This is a genomic window from Acidovorax sp. Root568 (assembly GCF_001427445.1).
Classification (GTDB): Bacteria; Pseudomonadota; Gammaproteobacteria; order Burkholderiales; family Burkholderiaceae_C; genus Acidovorax; species Acidovorax delafieldii.
The window spans coordinates 98,485-123,430 of sequence record NZ_LMGP01000010.1; the positions used below are offsets into that span (position 1 = coordinate 98,485).

22 protein-coding genes are annotated in these 24,946 nt (G+C 66.2%); 12 read left to right on the forward strand and 10 right to left on the reverse strand.

All coding sequences use genetic code 11. The features are described from left to right. Positions 1-136 precede the first annotated feature (136 nt). Entirely contained in the window at positions 137-994 is an 858-nt protein-coding gene (locus ASD75_RS07070; RefSeq protein ID WP_056744282.1) for a TauD/TfdA family dioxygenase, read from the reverse strand. A gap of 279 nt (positions 995-1,273) precedes the next feature. Here ASD75_RS07070 and ASD75_RS07075 point away from each other — a divergent pair, with 279 nt between their 5' ends. The 7 genes from ASD75_RS07075 to ASD75_RS07105 all read left to right on the forward strand — a co-directional run bounded on the left by ASD75_RS07075 (position 1,274) and on the right by ASD75_RS07105 (position 8,975). Next, positions 1,274-2,380, forward strand: coding sequence for an ABC transporter substrate-binding protein (locus tag ASD75_RS07075; protein WP_056744284.1), 1,107 nt, complete (start codon positions 1,274-1,276; stop codon positions 2,378-2,380). Positions 2,381-2,671: 291 nt separating this feature from the next. Beyond that, the gene (locus ASD75_RS07080; RefSeq protein WP_056744286.1) at positions 2,672-3,544 is read left to right on the forward strand and encodes an ABC transporter permease; all 873 of its coding nucleotides are present in this window, start codon (positions 2,672-2,674) and stop codon (positions 3,542-3,544) included. Between the two features lie 13 nt (positions 3,545-3,557). Beyond that, on the forward strand, positions 3,558-4,361 hold the full coding sequence (locus ASD75_RS07085; protein ID WP_056744288.1) for an ABC transporter permease: 804 nt from the start codon (positions 3,558-3,560) through the stop codon (positions 4,359-4,361). A 142-nt stretch (positions 4,362-4,503) separates the two neighbouring features. Further along, positions 4,504-5,337 (forward strand): ABC transporter ATP-binding protein, encoded by an 834-nt coding sequence (locus ASD75_RS07090; RefSeq protein ID WP_056744289.1) that lies wholly within the window; start codon positions 4,504-4,506, stop codon positions 5,335-5,337. A gap of 36 nt (positions 5,338-5,373) precedes the next feature. Further along, positions 5,374-6,468, forward strand: coding sequence for an ABC transporter substrate-binding protein (locus ASD75_RS07095; RefSeq protein ID WP_056744291.1), 1,095 nt, complete (start codon positions 5,374-5,376; stop codon positions 6,466-6,468). Next, on the forward strand, positions 6,465-7,814 hold the full coding sequence (locus ASD75_RS07100) for a sulfatase (RefSeq protein ID WP_056744293.1): 1,350 nt from the start codon (positions 6,465-6,467) through the stop codon (positions 7,812-7,814). The genes ASD75_RS07095 and ASD75_RS07100 overlap by 4 nt, the downstream gene beginning before the upstream one ends. Positions 7,815-8,006: 192 nt before the next feature. Then, on the forward strand, positions 8,007-8,975 hold the full coding sequence (locus ASD75_RS07105) for a CysB family HTH-type transcriptional regulator (protein ID WP_056744295.1): 969 nt from the start codon (positions 8,007-8,009) through the stop codon (positions 8,973-8,975). A 58-nt stretch (positions 8,976-9,033) separates the two neighbouring features. On the opposite strand, the gene ASD75_RS07110 is transcribed toward ASD75_RS07105, so the two are convergent. After that, positions 9,034-10,674 carry an argininosuccinate lyase gene (locus tag ASD75_RS07110; protein WP_056744297.1) on the reverse strand — a complete coding sequence of 547 codons (1,641 nt, stop codon included), beginning with the start codon at positions 10,672-10,674 and terminating at the stop codon, positions 9,034-9,036. Positions 10,675-10,848: 174 nt separating this feature from the next. Here ASD75_RS07110 and ASD75_RS07115 point away from each other — a divergent pair, with 174 nt between their 5' ends. After that, on the forward strand, positions 10,849-11,805 hold the full coding sequence (locus ASD75_RS07115; RefSeq protein WP_056744300.1) for a LysR family transcriptional regulator: 957 nt from the start codon (positions 10,849-10,851) through the stop codon (positions 11,803-11,805). A 42-nt stretch (positions 11,806-11,847) separates the two neighbouring features. On the opposite strand, the gene ASD75_RS07120 is transcribed toward ASD75_RS07115, so the two are convergent. Continuing rightward, entirely contained in the window at positions 11,848-12,723 is an 876-nt protein-coding gene (locus ASD75_RS07120; protein WP_056744302.1) for a LysR family transcriptional regulator, read from the reverse strand. Positions 12,724-12,832: 109 nt separating this feature from the next. Between ASD75_RS07120 and ASD75_RS07125 the strand changes: the two genes are divergently transcribed. Next, a complete protein-coding gene (locus ASD75_RS07125) occupies positions 12,833-13,843 on the forward strand; it encodes a zinc-dependent alcohol dehydrogenase family protein (protein ID WP_056744304.1) in 1,011 nt (336 codons plus the stop codon). Beyond that, positions 13,840-14,271 carry a nuclear transport factor 2 family protein gene (locus ASD75_RS07130; RefSeq protein ID WP_235511560.1) on the forward strand — a complete coding sequence of 144 codons (432 nt, stop codon included), beginning with the start codon at positions 13,840-13,842 and terminating at the stop codon, positions 14,269-14,271. Before ASD75_RS07125 ends, ASD75_RS07130 begins: the two co-directional genes overlap by 4 nt. A 177-nt stretch (positions 14,272-14,448) precedes the next feature. Here ASD75_RS07130 and ASD75_RS07135 read toward each other — a convergent pair whose 3' ends face one another. From ASD75_RS07135 to ASD75_RS07150, 4 genes are all read right to left on the reverse strand, one after another. Continuing rightward, complete coding sequence (locus ASD75_RS07135; RefSeq protein WP_056744306.1) at positions 14,449-14,985, reverse strand: hypothetical protein; 537 nt, start codon at positions 14,983-14,985, stop codon at positions 14,449-14,451. Positions 14,986-15,105: 120 nt separating this feature from the next. Further along, positions 15,106-15,849 (reverse strand): YkgJ family cysteine cluster protein, encoded by a 744-nt coding sequence (locus ASD75_RS07140; protein WP_056744308.1) that lies wholly within the window; start codon positions 15,847-15,849, stop codon positions 15,106-15,108. Continuing rightward, entirely contained in the window at positions 15,846-17,336 is a 1,491-nt protein-coding gene (locus ASD75_RS07145; protein ID WP_056744311.1) for a sensor histidine kinase, read from the reverse strand. Before ASD75_RS07145 ends, ASD75_RS07140 begins: the two co-directional genes overlap by 4 nt. Continuing rightward, positions 17,317-18,015, reverse strand: coding sequence for a response regulator transcription factor (locus ASD75_RS07150; RefSeq protein ID WP_056067514.1), 699 nt, complete (start codon positions 18,013-18,015; stop codon positions 17,317-17,319). The genes ASD75_RS07145 and ASD75_RS07150 overlap by 20 nt, the downstream gene beginning before the upstream one ends. A gap of 152 nt (positions 18,016-18,167) precedes the next feature. On the opposite strand from ASD75_RS07150, the gene ASD75_RS07155 reads away from it, so the two are divergent. Then, positions 18,168-18,590 (forward strand): tripartite tricarboxylate transporter TctB family protein, encoded by a 423-nt coding sequence (locus ASD75_RS07155; RefSeq protein ID WP_056067517.1) that lies wholly within the window; start codon positions 18,168-18,170, stop codon positions 18,588-18,590. A 10-nt stretch (positions 18,591-18,600) separates the two neighbouring features. Next, positions 18,601-20,115 carry a tripartite tricarboxylate transporter permease gene (locus tag ASD75_RS07160; RefSeq protein WP_056744313.1) on the forward strand — a complete coding sequence of 505 codons (1,515 nt, stop codon included), beginning with the start codon at positions 18,601-18,603 and terminating at the stop codon, positions 20,113-20,115. A gap of 248 nt (positions 20,116-20,363) precedes the next feature. On the opposite strand, the gene ASD75_RS07165 is transcribed toward ASD75_RS07160, so the two are convergent. The 3 genes from ASD75_RS07165 to ASD75_RS07175 form a co-directional block, all read right to left on the reverse strand. Then, positions 20,364-22,667 (reverse strand): ATP-dependent DNA helicase, encoded by a 2,304-nt coding sequence (locus ASD75_RS07165; RefSeq protein ID WP_056744315.1) that lies wholly within the window; start codon positions 22,665-22,667, stop codon positions 20,364-20,366. After that, complete coding sequence (locus tag ASD75_RS07170) at positions 22,664-23,551, reverse strand: hypothetical protein (RefSeq protein ID WP_082564927.1); 888 nt, start codon at positions 23,549-23,551, stop codon at positions 22,664-22,666. The genes ASD75_RS07165 and ASD75_RS07170 overlap by 4 nt, the downstream gene beginning before the upstream one ends. 401 nt (positions 23,552-23,952) lie before the next feature. Then, a complete protein-coding gene (locus tag ASD75_RS07175; RefSeq protein ID WP_162251079.1) occupies positions 23,953-24,885 on the reverse strand; it encodes a LysR family transcriptional regulator in 933 nt (310 codons plus the stop codon). Positions 24,886-24,946 lie beyond the last annotated feature (61 nt).

A 24,946-nucleotide genomic window follows, 5' to 3' on the forward strand; every position in this document is an offset into this window, starting at 1 on the left:
GATTCCAAAACTTGTGGAGATGGCTCGCGGCCTTCGACACTGGCGCGGCCCAGGCCAGTGCACCCGTGGAACCGGCTTTGCCAGGCCAGGGGGGCGTCTCCCCAAGGGGGATGGCGCCGAAGGCGACTCAGGGGGGCTACTCGGTAATAGTGATGCGATGCAGCTTGCGGTGCTGCGGAAAGAAGTCGCCCACTGCGTAGTGCTGGGTGGAGCGGTTGTCCCACACGGCCAGCGTGCCCGGCGCCCAGCGCAGGCGGGCCTGGAACTCGGCCACCTGCGGCAGGGCAAACAGCTGGGTCAGCAGCGCATCGCTGTGCGTGCGGTGCAGGCCCTTGATGTGGCTGGTGAAGGTGGGGTTCACGTACAGGATCTTCTTGCCCGTGACGGGGTGCACGCGCACCACGGGGTGCTCCACGGGCGGGTACTTGGCGCGGGCGGCCTTCAGTTCTTCGCCGCTGGCGTCCTTGCGCAGCAGGTACTCCGTCCAGCCACTGATCTCCCAGGTGTGCACGGCCGTGAGCGTTTCCAGGTAAGCCTGGAAGGCAGGCGGCAGACTGGCGTACGCGACCGTGAGGCTGGCCCACAGCGTGTCGCCGCCGCTGGCCGGGATCACCTGTGCATAGAGGCTGGTGCCCAGCGGCGGTTGCTCGCGCCAGGTGATGTCCGCATGCCATTGGTTGGACGCCTTGGGGCGCTCGGCCGTGCTCTCCACGATCTCGATCTCAGGGTGGCTCTCCAGCCGGGGGAAGAACGCCTTCACCTCGGCCACATTGCCAAAGCTGCGGGTGAAGTCCACCTGCTGCTGCGGCGTGATGTGTTGGTCGCGGAAGAACAGCACCTCGTGCACGGCCAGTGCCTGGCGCAGCTCGGCCTGCGTGGCGGCGTCCAGGGGCTGGCGCAGGTCCAGCTCGTGGATGACTGCCCCGATGGTGGGGGTGTAAGGCTCTACCGCAAAGCGGGTGAACGTGGGGTGCAAATCGTTGATCTTGGACATGGCGCTACTTTCTGAAACGGTGGGGTGATGAAAGAGAACTCCCACACGATTGGGACAGCGCGCAGTGCGCGCATCAACGAAGCAGTTTGCATATGCATAGTCGGAAAACTGCGCCTTGCACTGGCGCGCGTGGGCCTGCCATCCGCAAATTTGGATATCTGTTTTTGGTCGTTGGCCCACGCGCAGGGCCTGCCTAGAGTGATCGGCGACGTGTGCAGCACATTGCGCACGCACACCGGAACGACAACAGGTAAAACAACAGGCACGAAGGGTCAACAGATGAAAAAAACGCAATGGAAAACAGCGCTCTGGGCGGCCGCCACGACAGCCAGCGCAGCGGTGGCCCTGGGCCTGTGGGCGGGTAGCGCAGCCGCACAGGCGCAAGATCCCCTGAAGGTGATCCGCATCGGCATCGCCACCGGCGGTGTGGGCAGCGACCCGGTGCGCCATGGTGGCACCTCGGCCGCGCTGGCCTACACCGATGGCGGGCTGGAAGAAGAGTTCAAGAAGGACGGTGTGAAGGTGCAATGGACCTTCTTCAAGGGCGCGGGTCCGGCCGTCAATGAGGCACTGGTCAACAAGCAACTGGACTTTGCGTGGCAGGGCGACCTGCCCTCTATCGTGCACCGGGCCAGTGACGTGAAGACCAAGATCATTCTGGGCAGTGGCGTGCGCGGCGGGCTCTACCTTGCGGTGCCGCCCGACTCCAACATCCGCCGCCTGGAAGACCTCAAGGGCCGCAAGGTGGCCGTGTTCAAGGGCACGAACCTGCATCTGGCAGCCGTGCGCGCGCTGGCCGACAAGGGTCTGAGCGAGCGCGATGTGAAACTGCTCAATCTGGATTTGCCCAGCGCTGAGGCGGCGTTGGTCAGCAAGGACATCGACGCCGCATTTGGCTATGTGGGTTTTTTCAAGCTGCGTGACCAGGGCCTGGCCAAGGTGGTGTGGTCGGCTGCGGAAGATTCCTACAAGTACACCCGCCAGACGGCGCTGCTGGTGACCGACGACTTCGCCGCCCGCCACCCCAAGGCGGTGGAGCGCGTGGTCAAGACGGTGGTGCTGTACGCCCATAAATATTCCGACGAAAACCGCCGTGCCGAACTGTTTGCGCAGTGGGGCAAGGCCGAGTACGCCGAGAAGGTGTGGCGCGAAGACTTTATTGGACAGCCGCTGCGCGTGCGCCTGTCGCCACTGCTCGACCCATTTCTGGTGGCGCGCTACAAGGACGCGGCCGACGAGGCCCACAAGCTCAAACTCATCCGCAAGAAGCCAGAGATCGATAGCTGGTTTGACCGCCGCTATCTGAACGCTGCACTCAAGGAGCTGAAGCTGGAGAGCTACTGGCCTGTGTATGGCGCCAATGGGGATCTGGTCGCCGCCCCCTGATCCAGGTCTCCAATCCAAACCACGGTGTCCAAGCCCGGGAAAAAGCCGCTCACCACCGCTCGTTGCAACCCGCCCGCACCTTGTGCGCGGCGGGTTTTTTGTGCCTGCGCCGAGGCAACCTCATAACGCAGGCGTCGCTGCTCATGCCGCAAACATCTTTGTCATTGCATATGAGTATTAACCATTTATTTTTATAACAAACGTCTTTTACATTTCTTTTGGTTGTTATCGATGGCGCTGCGCTCACCCCAGGTGGTAGCAGCTCCACCACCCACAAAGGAAATGCAAAAGATGGCGATACCCGCACTGAACGCGGCCGGGCCAGGCAGCCCCGTGAGCCCGCTGGACGCGCTGCCGGATGCTCCCACACGCCGCCCCCCAGCGGTAAGGCAAAACGCCGCCTGGACTTGGGCGAGGCGTTCGCTTTGGGCCTGGCCCTTTCCGCTGGCCGTGCTGGCGCTGTGGCAGCTCTCCGCCCTGTGGGGCTGGGTGCCCGAGCAGGTGCTGCCCCCGCCCGCCGCCGTGTTCAAGGTGTTTGGCGAGCTGCTGGCCAGCGGAGAGTTGTGGGACCACCTGCGCATCAGCATGGTCCGCGTGTTTGCGGGCTTTGGCATCGGCCTGTCGCTGGGCCTGGTGCTGGGTGGTGCCATGGGCCTGTCGCCGACATTCCGTGACTACTTCTTCCCATTGTTCAAGGCCTTCAGCCAGGTGCCGGTGATCGGCTGGCTGCCGCTGCTGATCCTGGTGGTGGGCATTGACGAGGGGCTCAAGTTTCTGCTGATCGCCAAGGCGGCCCTGGTGCCCGTGGCCATCAACACCTGCCAGGGCATTCAGAACGTGCCCAACCGGCTGGTGGAGGTGGCGCGTGTGTATGGCTTCACCCGCTGGCAGATGCTGCGCAAGGTGGTGTTTCCGGCAGCTACGGCGCCCATCTGGAACGGCGTGCGCTATGGCCTCACGCATGCCTGGCTGGCGCTGGTGGTGGTGGAGCTGCTGGCGTCATCGGAGGGCATTGGGTTCCTCATCGTCTATGGCCGCCAGCTCTTTCAGCTGGACGTGGTGCTGGCCGCCGTGCTGGCCGTGGGCATCGTGGGGTTTGTGATCGACAAGCTGCTGGCCGTGTCCGAGGCCTGGCTGCTGCGCTGGCGCAAGCCGGGTTTGTGAACGGGGTGTGCCAATGTCTTCTGTGAACGTGCAACGCAACGTGTTCCAAAAAGTGCCCGCACGCCTGCGGGGCTGGTTGCTGCCCGTGCTGATCCTGGCGGTGTGGTGGGCGGTGGTGGCTTCGGGAACGTCCGATTCGCCCCTGCTGGTATCGCCATTGGCCGTATGGCAGCGCGGTGTGGGCCAGGTTGTCAGCGGCGAACTGTGGGTGGCCTTGTCGGCCAGCCTGTGGCGCATGGGCTGGGGGTTCGGCATTGGCTCCGGCATCGGGCTGGCGGTGGGTGCGCTGCTGGGCTGGTCGCGCTGGGCCGAGCGGCTGGCGGGGCCCACGTTCCACACGCTCAAGCAGATCTCGCTGTTTGCGTGGATTCCGATGCTGTCGATGTGGTTTGGCCTGGGCGATACCGCCAAGGTAGCGTTTGTGGCCATGGCGGCGTTCTTTCCGGTGGTGCTCAACACGCTGGAGGGCCTGCGCAGCGTGCCGCGTGAGTACCTGGAGGTGGCCCGCGTGTACGAGTTCAGCGTGTGGCAAACGCTGCGCCGCGTGGTGGCGCCTGCCGCCGCGCCCTCACTGTTCACCGGTATCCAGCTCTCGCTCATCTACAGCTGGCTGGCCACGCTGGGGGCCGAATACCTGCTGGCCTCGGGCAAGGGCATTGGCAACACGCTGATCGACGGGCGCGAGCATTTCTGGATGGACCTGGTGCTGTTTGGCGTGGTGGTGGTGGGCCTGGTGGGCTTTGTACTGAACGCGCTGCTGGCCGCACTGGAAAAGCGCCTGCTGGCCTGGCGTGATCGCACGATCGCAAGGTATTGAGCCCCCTGAGGCGCTGCGCGCCATCCCCCTCAGGGGGACGCCCCCAGGGGCCTGGCAAAGCCAGCTCCCCGGGGGCACTGGCCTGGGCCGCGCCAGTTGCGGGCCATTGCTGAGAACAACGTCATTTGAAAAGGAACACACCATGGCACACGCCGGTACCCTGGCCATTCGCGGCCTGAACAAGCAGTACGAGGTCAAGGGCGAAGCCCTGCCCGTGCTGCAGGACATCCACCTCATCATCGAGCCCGGCGAGTTCGTGAGCATCGTGGGCTCGAGCGGCTGCGGCAAGTCCACGCTGCTGCGGCTGGTGATTGGCCTGGAGGGCGATTACCAGGGCGAAATCCTGCTGAACGGCCAGCGCATTGTGGGCACCAGCCTCAACCGGGGCATCGTGTTCCAGGAGCACCGCTTGTTCCCCTGGCTCACGGTCGAGAAGAACGTGGCGCTGGGCCTGCTCAACTCCAGCCTGACCGAAGGCCTGCAGCGCGCCACCGTGCGCGAGCACATTGCGCTGGTGGGGCTGGAGGGGTTCGAGACCGCCTACCCGCACCAGCTCTCGGGCGGCATGTCGCAGCGCGTGGCCATTGCGCGGGCGCTGGTCAACCGGCCCGACATCCTGCTGCTGGACGAACCCTTTGGCGCACTCGACGCCATGACCCGTGCCCACCTGCAGCAGGAGCTGCACCGCATCTGGCAGCAGGAGGGCATCACCATGATCCTGGTGACCCATGACGTGGAAGAGGCCGTGTACCTGGGCGACCGCGTGGTCGTGATGGAGCCGCGCCCCGGCCGCATCCGCCGCACGGTTCCGGTGGGGCTGCCCCATCCGCGCGAGCGCACCTCCCACGCGTTCACCGCCATCAAGGACAGCGTGCTGCGCGAGTTCTCTGGCCACCCGGCGGCCGACCTGGCCGAGCCGCCGCTCAAGCGCGGCGAGCAGCTGGCGCCTGCCGCGCAGTGGCAATTTGCCGTTTGATTGTTTGTTCCCCTTTTACCGATCCCCGAGATTCCCATGACACAACAAAACCCCCTCGTTTTCTCCACGCGCCGTTCGCTGCTGGTGACTGGCGCTGCCGCATTGGCTGCCCCCATGGTGCTGCGCGCCCAGTCGCCCGCCAAGGTCATCCGCATCGGCTCGCCCGACCTGGGTACGGCCGGCAAGCCCTCGCCGGGCGGCAGCGTGTTTGCGGTGCTGCAGGCCAACAAGTGGCTGGAAGATGAATTTGCCAAGGACGGCATCAAGATCGAGTGGAACTTCTTTCGCGGCGCAGGCCCGGCCGTGCACGAGGCGCTGTCGGCCAAGCAGCTCGACATCGTCTCGCTGGGCGACCTGGCCGCCGTCATTGGCCGTGCGCGCGGTCTGCCCACCCGCTTCATTGCGGCCACGGGCCGGGGCAGCAACAGCTATCTGGCCACGGCGCCCGGCGTGAGCATCAAGACCGTGGCCGACCTCAAGGGCAAGAAGGTCACGGTGCTCAAGGGCACCGCCTACCAGCGCACCTTCGACAACCTGCTGGCCACGGCGGGCCTGACCGAAAAGGACGTGAAGCTCATCAACATGGACTGGCCCACCTCCAAGGCCGCCGTGGTGGCTGGGCAGATCGACGCCACGTTCGGCGGCTCGGACCTGTTCCTGCTCAAAGCCCAGGGCGCGCAGATTGCGCTGAGCACCAAGGGCCGTGGGCCGGACTACACCATCAACTCCGGCATCCTGGCCACCGAGGATTTCGCTGCACAGAACCCGCAGCTCACCCAGCGCCTGGTGACCCAACTGGTGCGCGCCGCCCATTGGTCTTCGCAAGAGGGCAACCGCGAGGCGCTCATCAAGCTGTATGCCGACAACAGCGGCAACCCCGAGCTTTCGTTCCGCGAAGAGCTGGCGGGCGACAACCTGACCGCCCGATATTCGCCGCTGCTCGACGAGGGCTTCATCGCCGGTTACCAGGGCGTGCTGGATGACGGCGTCAAGCTGGGGCTGATCCGCCAGACGTTTGACGTGAAGGCCTGGTTCCAGCCCGCCTTCGTGCAGCAGGCCGTCAAGGACCTCAAGCTCGACAAGCAGTGGCGCGAGACCGATGCCGCTGGCAAGGCCAAGGGGGCTGCATGAGCACCACCACCCTCACTGCTTCTACGCAGGCACCCAACATCGTCTTCATCCTGGCCGACGACCTGGGCTGGGCCGACCTGAGCGTGTACGGCCAGGCCGACTTCATCACGCCGCACCTCGATGCGCTGGCGGGCGAGGGCGTGCGCTTTACCCAGGCCTATGCCAACTCGGCTGTGTGCTCGGCCACGCGGTTTGCGTTGATCACCGGGCGCTACCAGTACCGCCTGCGCGGCGGGCTGGAGGAACCCTTGGTGCGCAAGGCCCATGTGCACGGCCTGCCGCCGGAGCACCCCACGCTGCCATCGTTGCTGCGCGATGCGGGCTATGACACGGCGCTGATTGGCAAGTGGCACCTGGGCAGCCTGCCCACCTTCGGCCCGCTCAAGAGTGGCTACGACCGCTTCTTTGGCAACTATGGCGGTGCCATCGACTACTTCACGCACAAGCCCGGCGTGGGCGATGCCGTGGCGCGCGATTTGTACGAAGGCGAGGTGCCGGTGGAGCGCGTGGGCTACTACACCCAGCTGCTGGCCGATGAGGCCACGCGCTGGATCGGCGAGCGCAGCGCGGCCAAGCCGTTCTTTCTGTCGCTGCACTTCACCGCGCCCCACTGGCCCTGGGTGGGGCCCGAGGACGAAGAGATCTCGCTGGGCCTGAAAGACCTCTTTCACTACGACGGCGGCAACCTGGCCACCTATGCGCGCATGGTGCGCTCGCTCGACAAGGCGGTGGGCCAGGTGCTGGATGCACTCAAGGCACAAGGCCTGGCCGACAACACCATCGTCGTCTTCACCAGCGACAACGGCGGCGAGCGCTTTTCCAAGACCTGGCCCTTCACCGGCCAGAAGACCGAGCTGCTCGAAGGCGGCATCCGCGTGCCCACGCTGCTGCGCTGGCCTGCGCGCATTGCACCGCAGGTGAGCGACCAGGTCACCGCCACCATGGACTGGCTGCCCACGCTGCTCGCAGGCGCAGGGGTGGTGCCCAGCGCCGATTACCCGCCCGACGGCGAAGACATCCTGCCCGTGCTGGAAGGCCACGCGCCCGTGCACCCGCGCACCTTGTTCTGGCGCTACAAGTCGCAGCGCCAGCGCGCCGTGCGCGAGGGCCGTTTCAAGTACCTCAAGATCAACGACAACGAGTTTTTGTTCGACGTGGAGGACGACACGCTGGAGCGCGCAAACCTGCGCCACAAGCACCCCGAGGTGTTCGAGCGCCTGCGCGCGGCGTGGGAGCAGTGGAATGCGCAGTTCCTGCCCATCACCGACGAGGTCATCACCCACGGGCTGTCGCCCGACATCCAGGCCGACCGCTATGTGCCCGACCTGTCCCAGCGGGGCATGTAAGGCCCGTACGGGCAAAAAACCAAAGAAAAGTGACTGATGCGCCAGTGGAATATGCGCTTGATGCTATTAAAAACATAGTATTTACAGGCCCCTGCGCTACGGGCTGTCTGGCTACGGAACGCATGGGGCCGTCGCCAACACGGTCCCCGCGCGGTGGCAGTCACATCGACATTGTGAGACCGGCTTTTATCCATGAACTTTCAGCAACTGCGCTCTGTGCGCGAAACCGTGCGGCGGGGCTTCAACCTGACCGAAGTGGCACACATCCTGCACACCTCGCAGCCCGGGGTGAGCCGCCAGATCCGCGAGCTGGAGGAAGAACTGGGCGTGGAGATTTTTGTGCGGGCGGGCAAGCGCCTCACGGGCCTGACACCGCCTGGCGAAGTGCTGTTGCCGACGGTGGAGCGCCTGCTGCTGGAGGCCGACAACCTCAGGCGTGCCGGCCAGGACTTCAGCGACAGCGCGCAGGGGCGCCTGTCGGTGGCGGCCACGCACTCGCAGGCGCGGTACGCGCTACCCCAGGTGGTGCGCGACTTTCGGGCGTTGTTCCCGCAGGTGTCGCTGCACCTGCACCAGGGCTCGCCCCGCCAGGTGGCAGAGATGCTGTTGTCCGGCGAGGCCGACATCGGCGTGGCTACCGAGGCGCTGGCCGGCTACGACGCCTTGGTCACCCTGCCGTGCTACCGCTGGACGCACAGCATCGTGGTGCCCCCGGGCCACCGCCTGCTGGACCTGCCCGGCCCGGTGACGCTGGAGCAATTGGCGCAATATCCCATCATCACCTACGAACTGGGCTACACCGGCCGTGCGCACATCGACGAGGCCTTTGCGCGCGAAGGCATTGCGCCCGACATCGTGCTCACCGCCATGGACGCTGACGTGATCAAGACCTATGTGGAGCTGGACATGGGCGTGGGCATCGTCGCGTCCATCGCGGTCGATGAAGAGCGCGACCGCCACCTGCGGCTCATCGACGCGGGCCATCTGTTCGAGGTCAACCTCACCCGGCTGGGTCTGCGGCGAGGTGCCTGGCTGCGCGGGTATGCCTACCGGTTCATTGAAAGCTTTGTGCCGACGCTCACGCGCGAAGCGGTCGAAAAAGCGGTGCAGCAGGGCGGTGATGGCGTGGCAGATGACACCGACGGGCGCAGGCTGGAATGACGCAGGCGACGCCGCCGGTTTTTTGTTCTCCTCAGGCCCGCCCCCGGACATCCCCCGTTCAGGGCAGTGACTTCACGCCCTCAAACGCCGCGTTCAGCGCCGCCTCGGCGGCCAGCAGGCGCTGCCGGGCTTCACCCGACCAGGCGCGGTCCTTGGCCAGCGTGTCTTTGGCAGCGGCCACCATGCGCGCGACCTCCTGGGGCTGGGGGCCGCCTGTGCCGGTGCGGGTCAGCACCATCTCGGCGGGGGACAGGGCGCGGCGGAATTCCTTCTCCGTGAGCGGCAGGCGCTGGTCCTTGATGTCGTACTTTTTGCCCGCTTCGCGGTAGATGCGCACGGCTTCGGCGTACGGAAAGTCCTTGGGCCGGATGTTGCGCTCCTTGGCATACACCACCACGTCCGACGCAAAGTGGTGGCCCACCCGGAACGGAATGGCATGGGTGCGCTGCAGGGTTTCGGCCAGCTCCATCGACGTGGTCCATTCGGATTCCAGTTCGTCCAGCGCGCGGGCCGGGTCGATGCGCAGCGAGTCCAGCACATCGGCCAACTGCTGCAGCATCTCCACGCCCTGGACAAAAGTCTTGGCGCTACCGGGGCTCCAGGTGTTCTTGTAGTCGATCATGCCGGGCGTGACGTTATGGGCGCGCCACAGCGATGCCTGGGCCGACGCCACCACATCGCTGGCCTTGGCGCGGGTGTTCTGGATGATGCCCGGGTTCGCTTTCTGCGGCATGGCGCTGCTGGTGTAGGTCTTGGAGCTGGCCAGCAGCAGCCATGGCCGGGTCTGGTGGTACTGGGTGTGCACATCCTGCATGAAAGCGCCCACGCGGATGGCGGTCGAGCTGGCGATGGACGTGGCCTCGATCGGGATGTCATACGTGCTGATCTGCCCGGCATCCAGCGAGTTGACGATGAGCCCGTCAAACCCCAGCAGTTGCGCCAGGCGCTCCCGGTTGATGCCCCAGCTGGAGTTGGCCAGCACGGCCGTGCCCATGGGGCTGAGGTTGATGCGCGCGTAGGCTTCGCGGATGCGGGCCGAGTCGCGGGCGAACGAATCGGCAAACGCCATGAGGTAGTGCCCATAGCTGATGGGCATGGCCTGCACGCCATTGGTGTAGGCGGGCACATAGGTGGCGGTGTGCGCCTGTGCGATGGTGATGAGCCGTGCGCGCACCTGGTCCAGGGCATCGGCAAAGTCCAGCATCTCCAGGCGCAACTGCGCGGCGTTCAGGGTGGAGTGGATGTCCTGGCGACTGCGCCCGGTGTGGATCAGCGTGGCCTCGGGGCCCACGGCGTCCGTGATGATCTTCTCGACCTGCAGCACATCGGTGGGGCGCTTGCCACCCGGGGCCGTTGCCTGCGTGATCGACAACTCCACGCCCCGCGCAATGCGGCCTGCCTGGGCTTTGGGGATGATGCCTTGCTCCACGTTGACCACGGTCGACGCCATGTTGATGCGGCCAAACCAGTAGAAGGTGTCCTGCGACTTGGACAAGGCGCTCGTGGCGTCCCCCTTGACCAGACCCTGGATCTTGGCGACCTGTGCCTGGCATTCGGCGGTGGTCTTGCAGGCGGTGTCCAGGGTGTCTGCGGCCTGTGCCTGGCCCATGGCCAGGAGGGCGCCCACGACCGGAGCGAGCAGGAAGTGGGTGGGGCGCAAAGTGATCGTGCGCAGGGGCTGGCGCTGAGGTGATGGCATGGTGGTTTGTCTCCTGAGATCTCTCGCATCCAGCGGCGGGCTGGTGCGGGAATAAGATTCGTTAATTGAATGCATCTGGCGTGGGTTTGCCCCTTGCCAGCGCGAGATCGTTCCATAGCAGACTCCGCAAGGCCAATGCTTCTTTTTCAAGTGAATTCAATTTTTGAATAAGTCATGCCGGATTTGACGCCTTCCGTCCTGTTCAACCGCATCCTGGGGCGGGTGCGCCTCAAGCACCTGCAGCTGGCCATTGCGATCGCCGACCTGCAGAGCCTGCACCGGGCGGCTTCCTCCATTGGCCTGAGCCAGCCCGCCGCGACCCATGCGCTGGTCGAGCTGGAAAGCTCTCTGGGCGGCCCTCTGTTCGAGCGGCACTCCAAGGGCATGCGCTTGACCCGCCTGGGAGAGGCGGTCCTGCCGCTGTTGCGCGCATCGCTGGTTCCGCTCCAGGCCGCCGCAGGCAATGCTGCGCTGTTGCAGCAGGGCGCAGCGTCTGCGCTGATCCGCATCGGCAGCATTGCGGCGGGCATCAACGGCCTGCTCACGATGGCCATCCCGACCTACGTTGCCGCACACCCGGATGCGGCCATCGATGTCCACGAGGTCACGATCGACAATTTGCTGGAGAGCATCCAGGAGGGGACGCTGGACCTGGCCATCTGCCGCGAACCGACCCCGCTGCCGCAAGGGTTCGCGTTTTGCGCCGCGCTGCAGGATGGGTTTGTGGTGGCCTGTCGCCCGGAGCATCCTCTGACCCGGCAGGCCACCGTCACCGCCGCAGAGCTGCTGGCGCAGCGCTGGCTGGCCCCACCCCTGACCGGGCTGGGACCCCAGCAGGTGGAGAGCCTCTTCGATGAACTGGGTGGTGTGCCCGAGCTGTGCCGCGTGTCGAGCCGTTCGACCGAGATTGCATACGCCATGCTGGCCGACAGCGACATGCTGATGTGCGCGCCCGCCAGCCTGCTGCGGCCGCTGGTTCAGCGTGGAGAGCTGGCGGTCTTGCCGTGGAAGTCACAGGCGGTGGGGCCGCTGGGCATCTTGGTCAAGGCAGATGTGCTGGCGCACCAGAGCCACCCGTGTCACAGCTTCATCGAGCATGTGCTGGCCGTTGGGGCGGGGCTGGGTCGCTGACCGCCATCAGCCAAGCGCTGCGACGGAGCTCCCAGCGTTTTGTCAGCCGCCCTGGTCGCCTGCATCGCCCTGAGCAGGGCCCAGCGCTTGCATCAGCATTTCCACCAGCGCGCGCAGCCGGGGGACCCGGCGCAGGTCCCGGTGGTAACCCAGCCACACATCGCGCCCTGGCGGCGCTGGGGCGACCTCCACCCTTTGCAGGCCGGGGTGTGAGTCACCCAACGGGCAAGGCAGTACGGCCAGGCCCGCGCCCGATGCGCAGGCCACGGCCTGCACGTGCCGGTTGTTGCTGCGAAACGCGATGCGCGCCGAAGGAAAGGCTTCGCGCAGCCAGGCCGCGTCCGGCATCTCGCTGAAGCCCAGGTCCATGGTGATGAGGCGAACGTCCGCATCGTCCGTGGGCATGTCTGCGCCCCGCTGCATGTACAGCGCATAGGGCACATGCATCAGCCGCCGCTGTATGACGTCGGGCTCGTCAAAAGGAACGATGCGCGCCACCAGGTCCGCCTCGCGGCGCGCCAGGCTGAAGAGGCGCGCATCGGTCAGGAGTTCGATGCTGACGCGGGGGTGGTGGTTGGTGAACGCGGCGCACAGCGGCGCCAGCACATGCAGTCCAAACCAGTCAGAGGTCGATACCCGCAGCGCGCCTTCCAGCTGTTGGTCTGCGCCGTCCAGTTGGCGGGAGAACGACAGCGCCTGCGCTTCCATGCCCTCGGCGTGGCGCAGCACGGCGGCTCCTTCGTCGGTCAAGACGAAACCCTCGGAGGTCCGCTGGAACAGGGTGTGGTCCAGAGAAAGCTCCAGCGCCTTCAGCCTGCGGCCCATGGTGGGCTGGCTTTGTTGGAGGGCGCGGCCTGCCGCACCCAGCGTGCCGTGCCGGGCAATGGCCAAGAACACCTGTACGTCATCCCAGTTCATTGGCTGGATCATACAAAAGTGAATGACAAGGTTTCAATCTTGTGGATTTTCATTCAAAAGCGAAAGGTGAAAACTGGCGGCACTGTTCAACCCCGCGAAGGAAAACGCCATGTCCACCTCTCCCGTCCCCACCATGCAGGCCCTGGTGCTCGCATCCCCCCACGGCGCACTGACCCCCACCTTGCTGCCCCGGCCCCAGCCCGCGGCGGGCCAGGTGCTGGTCCGCATCCACGCCAGCGGCGTGAACCCGCTGGACACCAAGATCCGCGCGGGCGCCGCCGAGCACGCCCAGCAGCCGCTGCCCGCCGTTTTGGGCATGGACCTCGCCGGCGTGGTGGAGGCGGTGGGGCAGGGCGTCTCTCGCTTCAAGGTGGGGGACGCGGTGTATGGATTTACCGGCGGCATTGGCGGGCTGCAAGGCAGCCTGGCGCAATACGCGGCGGTGGATGCACGCCTGTTGGCCCACAAGCCGGGCCGGCTGACCATGCGCCAGGCAGCGGCCTTGCCGCTGGTCTTCATCACCGCCTGGGAAGGACTGGTGGACCGCGCCAACGTGCGCAGCGGGCACAAGGTGCTGGTGCATGGCGGCGCCGGGGGCGTGGGCCATGTGGCGGTGCAGCTGGCCCGCGCGCGGGGTGCCGAAGTGTTCGCCACGGGCACGGCGGCGCAGGCCGGTTACATCCGGTCCCTGGGCGCCACGCCGATTGACCATGAAACGACTTCGGTCGAGGCCTATGTCCACGCGTTCACCGACGGCCAGGGCTTCGATATCGTTTACGACACCGTGGGTGGGCCAGTGCTGGATGCGTCGTTTGTGGCGGTCCGCCGCTACTCGGGCCGTGTGGTGACTTCGCTGGGCTGGGGCACCCACAAGCTGGCGCCGCTGTCGTTCCGGGGTGCTACTTTCTCTGGGGTGTTCACGCTGCTTCCCATCCTCACGGGGGAGTTCCGTGAACACCACGGCGAGATCATGGAGCAGGCCACCTTGCTCGCGGAAGCGGGGCAACTGGAGCCATTGCTCGACCTGACCAGCTTCACGCTGGACACGGCCGAAGCGGCGCACGCCCTGGTCGCCAGCGGCCGCGCCCTTGGCAAGGTGGTGGTGAGCGTGCTGCCATGAGCCAGCCGGGTCAACCTTTGGCAGAAAGCGCCAGCGGGCCAGCCAGCAGGGACGACGCTGCAGGCCTGCGGCATGGTGCGATGGCCCCGACGCACGAACACCTGCGCCACGTGGCGGATGCGCTGATCGCGGCCACCAACGCATTGGCGGTGGAGCGGGTGCTCGCCCTTTTTGCACACGATGCCGTGATCGACGACCCCTCCACGGGCCACCGTTTTGATGGCCATGCCGGAATACGCCGCTATGTCGAACAGTACTTCGTCGGTTACCAGACGGTGACCCGGTTCCTGTCGATGCAACGCCTGGGGCCGCAGCGCGCGAGGGTGCGGGTGGACTTCACGGGGGATTTTGGTCACGAGATCGGCAACCTCGACATCACCGTGAATGCGCAGGGCCTTATCGCCCGGCTGGATGCCGACCTGGAATGAGCGGTGTGAATGGCTTGGCTGCGCGACGGCCCTCAGGGCCGGCGTGCGGCACCAGGCTGCACGAGGCGGAGGTGGGCGGCGCTGTGCTGTTTTGATGCGGAATTTGATCAAAAACAGCCGGAAGCGCCAGTGAATCATGCGGTAATAGCTATCAAAAAGAGAGCGTGTTGATCCGACTCAACGCGGCAAGCACCCCGCAAACCCCCTGGGCCCTGCTGCCGAGACATCCGCCAGCGCCACGGCCTCCAGCCGGTCGTTCTGCCCCGGTATCTTGGTCAGCCGCTGGCCGTTCTGCCAGCGCCACTGGGTGCCGTCAAAACTGTAGATGAAGGTGTGCGTGCGGTTGGACAGCAGGTGCGCGGGGGTGAGGGTGATGGCCTGGGCGGCGGCTTCGGTGGGTGCGTGGGCCTGGGCCTCGTTGTCCTTGATGACGAGTTTGCCTACGTAGGGTGTCACGGTGGATTCGGTGCGCGTGACTTCGGGCTGGACCAGGGCAGGGCTGTAGCCGGTCAGGGTCCAGTCGCCCGCGGCGCCAGGCAGTACATGGGGTTGCCGTGCGGCCAGGAACTGGGTGCACGCGGTGGTGATGGCATCGAAGCTGGTGGTGGCGGGGCCGGTGGCTTCGGGCTTGCTGCAGCCTGCCAGGCCCACCACCATGGCGGCAGCGGCTGCCAGGTGGAGGGGGGCGCAGGAGCGGAGGGTGGGCTGGGTCATCAGGCGTGAGGCGGGGGGTCGTCGAGAAGTTCGGCCGCACGGCCAGGCGGCTGCGGGGCTGGCTGCATTGTGGGCGGCTGGTTGCGGTGGGTCTTGACGGACATCAAGGCGCGTGGGCTTTCACGGCAATGTGGTGGGCAGGGCCAGCGCGCCTTCGTCACCCCGGTACCAGCGCAGCAGAGCGCTGGGTGCGTCGAGCGGTGTGCCGCCCAGGGCTGCCTGCACGGCGGCGTTGAGTTCGTGGGCGCTCGCGGGCAAGGGCTGGTCGCGGTAGGCCAGGGCGGTGCCGGCCATCAGCGCTTCGGCGTCCACCAGCAGGCGCAGGTTTTGCGGGATGGTGGGAGATTGCTCTGCACAGTGCGCAGCCGACAAGGAATGCGCCTTGCGGCAGGCGGCAGGGCGCACGCTGTAGATGGCACACCGATCATTGACGAGGAAGCTGCAGGGCTGGCGTGTGCTGCCCGCGCTTGCCGCCGCCACGTGCTGCTGCAGGCGCAGCAGGGTTGTGGCCTGGTCCGCGCCGGGCAGCGTGCGCAGGTGCTGGGCGATGCGCAGCACCTCGGGCTCCGTCGCCTCCACGCGCAGGTGGCAGCAGTGCGCGCAGCCCGCCTGGCACGCTGGCTGGGGGCCGGTGGCGCGGGCTTGTTCTGCCACGGTATCCAGGCCCTTGTGCAGTTGGGCGATGAAATCGACGGCGGCCTGGGCGGCGGCGTTGGCCTCGGTGCCATGGGCTGCAGCGCCCTGCATGGCGTGGGCCTGCACCGCCCGCAAGGCCCGCCCGGCCGCGCTGCGCACGCGGGCGATGGACTGCAGGAAGGCCGCTTGCTCTGCCTCGGTCAGTGCTGGGTCGGGCGGGCTCGTCATGGGGTTGTGGGGAGCGTGCTGGAGGGGGCAGGCGCATTGGGCGCTAACGGCAGCCACACGCTGGCCGCGAGGCCAGATCCGTCGGTTGTGTCGCTGGCTGCCGCCAGTTCCAGCCGTCCTTCCATCAGCTGCACATACCGCGCCACGATGGCCAGGCCCAGCCCTGCACCCTGGCCCAGGCGCTGGCCCTGGTCGCCCTGCGCCCAGCGCTGTTGCAGCTGCTGCGCCAGCGTGGCGTCCACGCCGGGGCCGTTATCGGTCACGCGCAGCACACCAAAGCCGGGCTCGGTGTGCAGCGCCACGGTGATGCGGGGTGGCGTGCCGCGCCCGTAGCGCAGTGCGTTGTCCAGCAGGTTGTTCAGGATGCCTTCGACCAGCGCTGTGTTGCCCCGCACCACCACGGCCTGGTCCAGCCCCTCGGCGCCCAGGTCCACTCCCAGGGCATCGGCGCGTGGCAGGTAGCGCAGCAGCACGTCGCGCACCAGCGAGTGCAAGGCCAAGGGCTGCAACGTCAGCGCGATGCCACCCTCGGCCGCACGGGCCAGGGCCAGCAGCTGGTCCACGGTGCGGCTGGCGCGCTGTTCGGCTTGGGCGATGCCCTCGATTTCGCTGCGCCAGACGGCCGGGTCGTTGTGGGCCAGTGCGTGGGCGGCCTGGGCGCGGATGCCAGCGAGCGGAGTGCGCAGCTCGTGCGCCACGTTGCCCGCAAATTCGCGCTGCGCGTGCAGGCTTTGCTGCACCCGCGCCAGCAAGCCGTCCAGGGCCACGCCCAGGCGTTGCACGTCGCTGGTGCTGGCCTGTTGCGTCAGCGCGGGCGGCAGGGGTTGCAGGTCGGCAGCGTCGCGCTGGTCCATGGCGTCCTGCAGTGCACCCAGCGGATGCAGGTCGCGCTCGATGCCACGCAGCAGCCACGACCCCAGCACCACCAGCAGCCACAGCTGGGCCAGGCCCGAGTACACCAGCAGCCTGCGCAGCAGCTGCGTGCGCTCGGCGGTGGTCTGCGCCATGACGACGGTGAAAGAGGGCGGCCCCGCAATCTGCAAGGTGGCGCGCCGCAGCTCGCGCCCGTCTTGCGAAAGCTGCGAAAAGGCGTGGCTGCTGCCCGCCGCCACCACGCCCGGCGCCAAATGGGGGTCGCCTGCGATGAAGCTGCCATCGGGCGCGTACACCGCAAACCATACGGTTTCGCTCTGGTCAAAACGCAGCAGACCCACCTCGCGCGGCGTGAGGTCCAGCCGCAAAGGGTCGCGCGCAGGATCTGTCGGCTGGCCGCCGCGCACATGGGCGGCCACGGCGTGTGCGTCGTCGAGCAACGCTCGGTCAAATGCCTCGGCCACAAAGTGGTTGCCCACGCCCAGCACCACCGTGCTGCCCAGCCCCCAGATCAGCACCAGTGACAGCAGCACGCGCCGGCCGATGCGCTGGCGCAGGTCGGGCGGCTGCTGGTGCAGCGGTGCGGGGCCGGGTTCAGGACTGGCCAACGTCATCCTCTAGCACGTAACCCAGCCCACGCAGCGTGCGGATGGCCGCGCCGCTGCCCGCAATCTTGCGCCTCAGGCGGGAGAACGAGGCCTCCAGCGCGTTTTCGCCCACCACCTCACTGCCGTCCGACAGGCGCGAGGACAAGTCGCCCTTGCTCAGCACACGGCCGGGCGGGGTCATCAGCTCCCACAGCAAATCGAACTCGCGCGCGGGCAGCTCCAGCGGTTGCCCGGCCACGCTGACGCGGCGCGCCTGGCGGTCCAGCACCAGCTGGCCCACGGTGACGATGTCGGCGGTGCCGCTGGCGCGCCGCAGCAGGGCGCGCAGGCGCGCTTCCACCTCTTTGAGTTCATAGGGCTTGCCCAGATAGTCGTCGGCGCCCGCGTCCAGCCCGGCAATGCGCTCCTCGGTGCTGTCGCGGGCACTGAGCACCAGCACGGGGGTGCGGTCGCCGCGCGCACGGGCGCTGCGCAGGGCGGTGAGGCCGCTGCCCAGGCCACTGCGCGCATGGGCAGCGTGGGGCAGGTTCAGGTCCAGCAGCACAGCGTCGAAAGCCTGTACGGCCCACCAGTGCTGGGCTTCTTCGACGGTATGGGCCAGCTCGACACGGTGGCCCGCGTTTTCGAGGCCCTGGGCCATGGTGCGGCTGAGCACCGGGTCGTCTTCCACCAGGAGGAGGCGCATGGAGGTCGGGGTTCTACGTGAAATTACGCATGGCCAAGATCAGCCTGCGATCAGGTTCGATGGAGATAGTCTGCCCGTCAGCATACCCCAGCCCTGCGCGCCGTTTGCACCGCCGGATGGGGTCGTCCAGCCTATCAGGAGACAACCTTTACATGATCAACCGCAATCTACTCAGAGGCTTTGCCCTCATGGCTTTGGCGCTGGGCTTTGGCCTGCCGTCCATGAGCTATTCGCTGGGGACGCTCGGCCGCGCAGGGCCGGGCATGTTCCCGTTCATCGTCAGCTGCATGCTGTTTGTGATCGGGGTCATCACCGTGGTGCGCGCGCGCCTGGTGGCGCCGGTGCCCATGGACTTCCAGGTGCGCAACATCGCCATCATTCTGGGCAGCCTGTGCGGCTTTGCGGCGCTGTCGCACTTTGTGAACATGATCGCGGGCATCGTGTTTCTGGTGTTCTGCTCGGGGTTTGCGGGTACGTCGTACTCGTGGAAGCGCAACCTGAAGATCGCTGCGGTGCTGGTCGGCATCGCGTTTGCATTCCAAAAGCTGCTGGGCGTGAGCCTGCCGCTGTACTGAGGTCGCCGCCATGGAAGTCTTGAACAACCTCGCGTTTGGCTTCAGCCACGCGCTGACGCTGCAGAACCTGATGTTCTGCGCCCTGGGCTGCACGGTGGGCACCCTGGTGGGCTTGCTGCCGGGCCTGGGCCCGCTGGCCACCATCAGCCTGCTGCTGCCGCTGACCTATTCCATCGACACCACCGGCGCACTCATCATGCTGGCCGGTATTTACTATGGTGCGCAATACGGCGACAGCGTGAGCGCCATCACCATGAAGATCCCGCATGCGAGCAGTATCGTGGCGTGTATCGACGGGTATGCGATGACGTTGAAAGGGAAAACGGGGCTGGCCCTGTTCACCGCCGGGTTCTCCAGCTTCATCGGGGGCACGGTGGCCATTGTGGTGCTGGCGTTCCTGGCGCCCAGTCTGGGCGAGGTGGCCTTTCTGTTTGGCCCTGCCGACTACTGCGCGCTGATGCTGGTGGGTTTTGTATGCGTGAGCTTCGTGACCACCGGCAGCCTGCTCAATGGCCTGGCCATGTGCATGGTGGGCGTGCTGCTGGGCTCCATCGGTACCGACGTGAACAGCGGCTTGGCCCGCTTCACCTGGGACGCTCCGTTCCTGGCTGACGGCGTGGGCATTGTGAGCATTGCGCTGGGCTGTTTCGGCATTGCAGAGATCGCCAAGAACCTGGACTCGCGTGAAGAGCGCTCGCCCTTCAACGGCAAGATCAAGCTCATGCCCACCTGGCCCGAGTTCAAGCGCATCATCCCCAGCGCACTGCGTGGCAGCGTTGTGGGCTCCATCCTGGGCATCCTGCCCGGCGGCGGCCCCGTGATCGCCCAGTTTGCGGCCTATGCGCTGGACAAGAAGGTCAGCAAGTACCGTCACGAAATCGGCACCGGCTGCATCGAAGGCGTGGCTGGCCAGGCTGCAGCGGACGAAGCGGCTGCACGCACCAGCTTCATCCCGCTGATGAGCATCGGTATCCCCGAGAACGCCGTGATGGCGCTGATGATGGCCGCGTTCATCATCAAGGGCATCCAGCCCGGCCCCAACATGATTGCCGGCCACCCCGAACTCTTCTGGGGTCTGGTCGCCAGCATGTGGATTGGCAACTGCTTCCTGCTGGTGCTGAACGTGCCGCTGGTGCGCTACTGGCTGTCGGTGTTCAAGATCCCGTACAACGTGTTGTTCCCCGCGATCTTGTTCTTCTGCTGCATTGGCACCTACAGCATCAACAACAACCTGGACGATGTGTTCATCACTGTGGCGTTTGGTGCACTGGGCTACCTGTTCATGCGGCTGGAGATGGACCCCTCGCCGCTGATGCTGGGCTTCATCCTGGGCCCCATGCTCGAAGAGAACTTCCGCCGCTCCATGCTGCTGTCGCGCGGTAGCTTTGAGGTGTTCATCAACCGTCCTATCAGCGGCACGCTGATCAGCCTGATCGCCGCATTCGTCTTGTGGCAAACGGTGGCGTTTTTCCGCCAGCGTGGCAAGGCCAAGGAGCTGGTGGTGACGGAGCCCGTTGCATCCTGAAGATTGACTCTCTGTGTGCCGCTTTGGCGGCCTTTGCAAGGCCGGTCCCCAACAGGTGACCGGCCTTTTTTTTGTGGCTGAGAGGCTGAGAGTTTTTCGCCAGTGCCCGAAAGGTGCGCCATAACACCGCTGATCGAGGCGCAAGGCACAGCCATAGCTCGGGCTATGGCGCGCATTTGCAACGACGAGCAGCGGTGTTATGGCGTGCAAGGCGGGCATAGGCAAAAGACTCTCAGCCTCTTAGCCTCTCAGTCCACCTGCCACCATGCAGGCAGCAGCGCACGCACCTGGGCCTGCGCAAACCGGTCGTCCATCAGGTGCACCACGCCCTCGTCGCTGGGCGTGCGGATCACGCGGCCTGCGGCCTGCACCACCTTTTGCAGGCCGGGGTAGAGGTAGGTGTAGTCGTAGCCCGCGCCAAACAGCACCTGCATGCGCTCGCGGATCTGCTCGTTGACGGGGTTGACCTGCGGCAGGCCCAGCGTGGCCAGAAAGGCGCCAATCAACCGCTTGCCCGGCAGGTCGATGCCCTCGGCAAACGCGCCGCCCAGCACAGCAAAGGCAATACCCTGGCTGCTGTCGGTAAAGCGCGCCAGAAAATCGCGCTGCTCGCCCTCCAGCATGCGGCGCGACTGGCACCATTGCGGCACGTCGGGGTGTTGCTGCGCAAACAATGCAGCAGCCTGCTGCAGGTAGTCATAGCTGCTGAAAAACGCCAGGTAGTTGCCGGGCCGCGCACGGAACTGCTGCGCCATCAGCGCCGCAATCGGTGCCAGCGATGCCGCGCGGTGCGGGTAGCGCGTTGAGATGTGGCGCGCCACCTGCACCTGCAGCTGGTGTGCGGCAAAGGGCGATTCCACATCCACCCATACATGGTGGTCGGGCAGGCCCAGCAGGTCGGCGTAGTAGCGCGCGGGCTGCAGCGTGGCCGAAAACAAGGTGCTGGTGTGTGCCGCTGCGAGGCGGGGTTGCAAGAAGGGCGCGGGCACCACGTTGCGGATGCAGACCACGGAATCGCCGGGTTTAGCGGCCCGCTGGTGGTGGCTTGACGAAGTTTGGGTGATGTCCACCATCGAATGCGCATCGAGCAGGTCGGCCATGCGCTGCAGGTGCAGGGCGTCGAAGTAGAAGGTCTGCAGCGCGCCGTCTGGCTCCGTGGGGTGGTCGGTGAAGTGTTCGGTGAGCGTGGTGGTGCACTGCTGCAGCGCGGCCAGCAGCTTGTCGGGGAAGGTTTCGAGCACCGTGTACGGGGCCGGGTGCGCCTTGTCCAGCGCCACCCAGGCGCGGCGCACCTTGTCCAGCGCCTTCTTCACCGGCGCGTGCTGCGCAGCGGTGGGGCTGCTGCGGGCCTGGGCCAAGGCGGCGGGGTGCAGCTCGGCGGTGAACATCTTGCGGCCGCGCTCCACCAGGTTGTGGGCCTCGTCCACCAGCAGCGCCGTGCGCCACTGGTTGGTCTGGGCCAGGCCGTGCAGCAGCCCGCCCAGGTCAAAGTAGTAGTTGTAGTCGCCCACCACCACATCGGCCCAGCGGGCCAGTTCCTGGCTCAGGTAGTAGGGGCAGACGTCATGCTGCAGGGCTACGTCGCGCACACGGGCTTGTTGCAGGACGGGCGCGGGGTTGCCTGCGCTGGCGGGGGTCACGGCGACAGCGCGGGCGGCAGGCAGCCGGTCGTAAAAGCCCCGGGCCAGCGGGCAGGATTCGCCGTGGCAGGCCTTGTCTGGGTGTTCGCACGCCTTGTCGCGCGCCACCAGCTCTAGCACACGCAGGGGCAGCGCCTGTGCGCTGTCGGCCAGGCGCGCCAGCGCATCCAGCGCCATCTGCCGCCCCGAGGTTTTGGCGGCCAGAAAGAACACTTTGTCGATGCGCTGGGCCGGTGCTGCCTTGAGCAGTGGGAACAGCGTGCCCATGGTCTTGCCAATGCCCGTGGTCGCCTGGGCCAGCAGGCAGCGGCCCGCCACTGCCGTCTTGTACACGGCCTCGGCCAGCGGGCGCTGGCCGGTGCGAAAGTCGCCAAAGGGAAACGCCAAGGTGGTCAGTGCCGCATCGCGTGCGGCACGGTGGGCCACCTGCTGTTCGGCCCAGGCAATGAAGCGCTGGCACTGGGCCTCGAAGTGCTGGCGCAGGTCGTCGGCGTTGCAGTGTTCGGTGAACACCGTCTCCTGCTGCGTGCCCACGTCCAGATACACCAGCGCCACGTCGATGTGCGCCAGCTGCTCCTGCTCGCACAGCAGCCAGCCATACACCTTGGCCTGCGCCCAGTGCAGGTGGCGGTGCGATGCGGGTTGGCGGTCCAGCCGCCCTTTGAAGGTCTTGACCTCGTCGATGCGCTGCTGCGCGGGATCGTAGCCATCGGCCCGGCCGCGCACGCGCAGGCTCTGGTAGCTGCCGCTGAGTGCCACTTCGGCGCGATAGCCTGCACCCCGGCGCGACGCTGCCACCGCATGGCCCGCCATGCCCTCCAGCGCGGTGGGCGCAGGCGTAAAGCGCAGGTCCAGGTCGCCCTGCTTGGCGGTGAACTCGCACAGCTCGCGCACCGCCACGGTATAGGTCATGGCGGGGTGGTCGGGGTGTCGGTGGCGGGAGGAGCAGGCTCGCCCAAATGGGTCTGAGCCATGTCGTCATCGCTGCGCAGCGGCGTGGCCTTGCACAGCGCCATCCACACAGAAAAGGGCAGGGTGCAGCGGTTGTGCCGCGCGGGGCGCAGCAGCTCAAAGCGCCCGTCATCTACGCTGCCGTGCAATACCCAGATGCCGAAGTGCTGAGGGATCTCGTCGGGCTCGGCTATGCCTGCCGGGAAGACGTAGTAGCACTCCTCGCACAACCACTGATAGGCCTGCCGCTTGGCATCGTGCCGCAGGTCCGACAGCAGGTCGGCCCGGCTCGCCTTCACCTCGTGCACCATGGGCTGCAGGTAGGCGGGCACCGAGGTATTGCGCACCGAGAACAGATCGGGCCGGGCCATGCGCCACACATTGGCAGCGGCGCGGGCAGCCGGGGCGTGGTCATCTTCGGCCCACAGCGGCGCCATGGCGGGCGCAGTGTTGGCGGGCGCATCGGCCGTGGCCGCAGTCGGCACCACATCCCCCATCGGCACGGTGTCGATCACCGCGCGCAGTGACAGTTCGGTCCACACGATGCGGCCCGAAGCCAGCAACTGCGCTGCAAACTTCTGCCCCAGCCGGTCGTGCAGGCTCAGCGCCCGCACGCCACGCTGGCGGGCCTGCGCCAGCGTGCGGATGCCTTCGTCGGTGAGGCGCAGGGTTTCGTAACCATCGGCCGCAATGTGCAGACTGATGAGGCCCGCAGCCAGCAGGTCGATCTCCAGACCATCCTTGCACGGCCAGCCTGCCGAGCGCCAGATCTGCATCAGGCGCGTGCGGTGAAAGCGGGTGATGGAGGGCGGGGAGTCCGAGTTGGGGGAGGGCAGCACCGTCATGGAGGAGTGGGTGGGCTGGCAGGATACTGATTTTAATCACAGTGTCTGGGAGGGACTGTTTTTTGAACAAGGGTAGAACAGGGTTGCAGAGGAGTTGGGGGTGTGATCGGCACCTAGCGCAATATGGGTGGGCGCTAGCAGCTATTGAAATGTGAGCATCCCCACGGTGACATTCCGAGGTTGAAGCAATGAGTCCCCAGGGGCCTGAATGAGGACGCTCCTGCCCGCCATTGGGCTAACAACCGGAAGTTGTTGTCGCGTGGCCGTCTATGCCGCAGGAAAATTGGAAGCGGTTGCGTGAGGCTGCAACGTAGCGTTTGCGGCCGGTCAGTGTTCTGACGCTGATAGCAGGCTACCGGGCAACAGCAATCCTTATCCCATACCCTGCCAACGTCCTCTGCTCACCGGTTCCCAACCTGCGGTCGCGCTGTCAGCAGCGCATTGCCCAGCGCGCTCACGCTGGGCAGTTCGCTGCCTGCCGGGGTCATGCAAACGAGCAGCTTTCTCCGAGACCAAGCATCAGATAGTCCTAGGATCTGGGTACCTGACTTGGCAAAGCGCGCAGCCGCGCTCTCGGACATGACCGCCGCTCCCACGCCTTCGGCTACCAATTGCGCGACAGCGTCAAATCCGCCCAGACGCACCCGATGGCGCGGGACCCGGCCACTGCGACTGGCCTGCGCTGCCAGAAAGCGGCTGAGTCCACTCTCCCGGGCCAAACCCACAAAGGGATGCACTAGCAATTCGCCATACGCCACGGAACGGCGGCGGCCCAAAGACCAGCGCTTTGGCAAGAGTGCCACCAGACGGTCATCGACCCATGGCTGCACAAGCAGCCCAGAGGTGTCGACGTAATCGGCGACGATGCCCAGGTCGGCGGTGCCACGGCGCAATGCCTCCACAACCGCCTCGCTCGAAAGCTCTTGCACGTCCACATCAAGATCAGGGGTCTTCACCAAGAATTGGCCAATCGTGCGCGGAAGGCTCTCGGACATGGCGGCTGTGTTGCACAGCAGCCGAACGGTCCCGCGCAATCCATGACCAAAGCTCGCCATCTCTACATGCAGCGATTCGAGCTCAGCCAGCACGCGGTTGGCATGGCGCAGCAGAGCGCGTCCCGCATCGGTGGGTATTGCGCCCGATTTGGACCGCTCCAACAACCGCGAACCGGTCGCGTCTTCAAGACCCTTGAGGCGAGCGCTGGCCGCAGCCAACGACAGATTCACGGACGAAGCAGCGGCAGTGATGGTTCCGTGCTCCATCACGGCGGCAAAGAGGTGCAGGTCAAACGGATCAACGCGGTAGTCCGTGGTGCGGCGCTTAGGGGTACTCATGACCGCCATCCTACGGAATACGTGAAGGATCTGTTCACTGCAATCCGATGGACAGCACTTG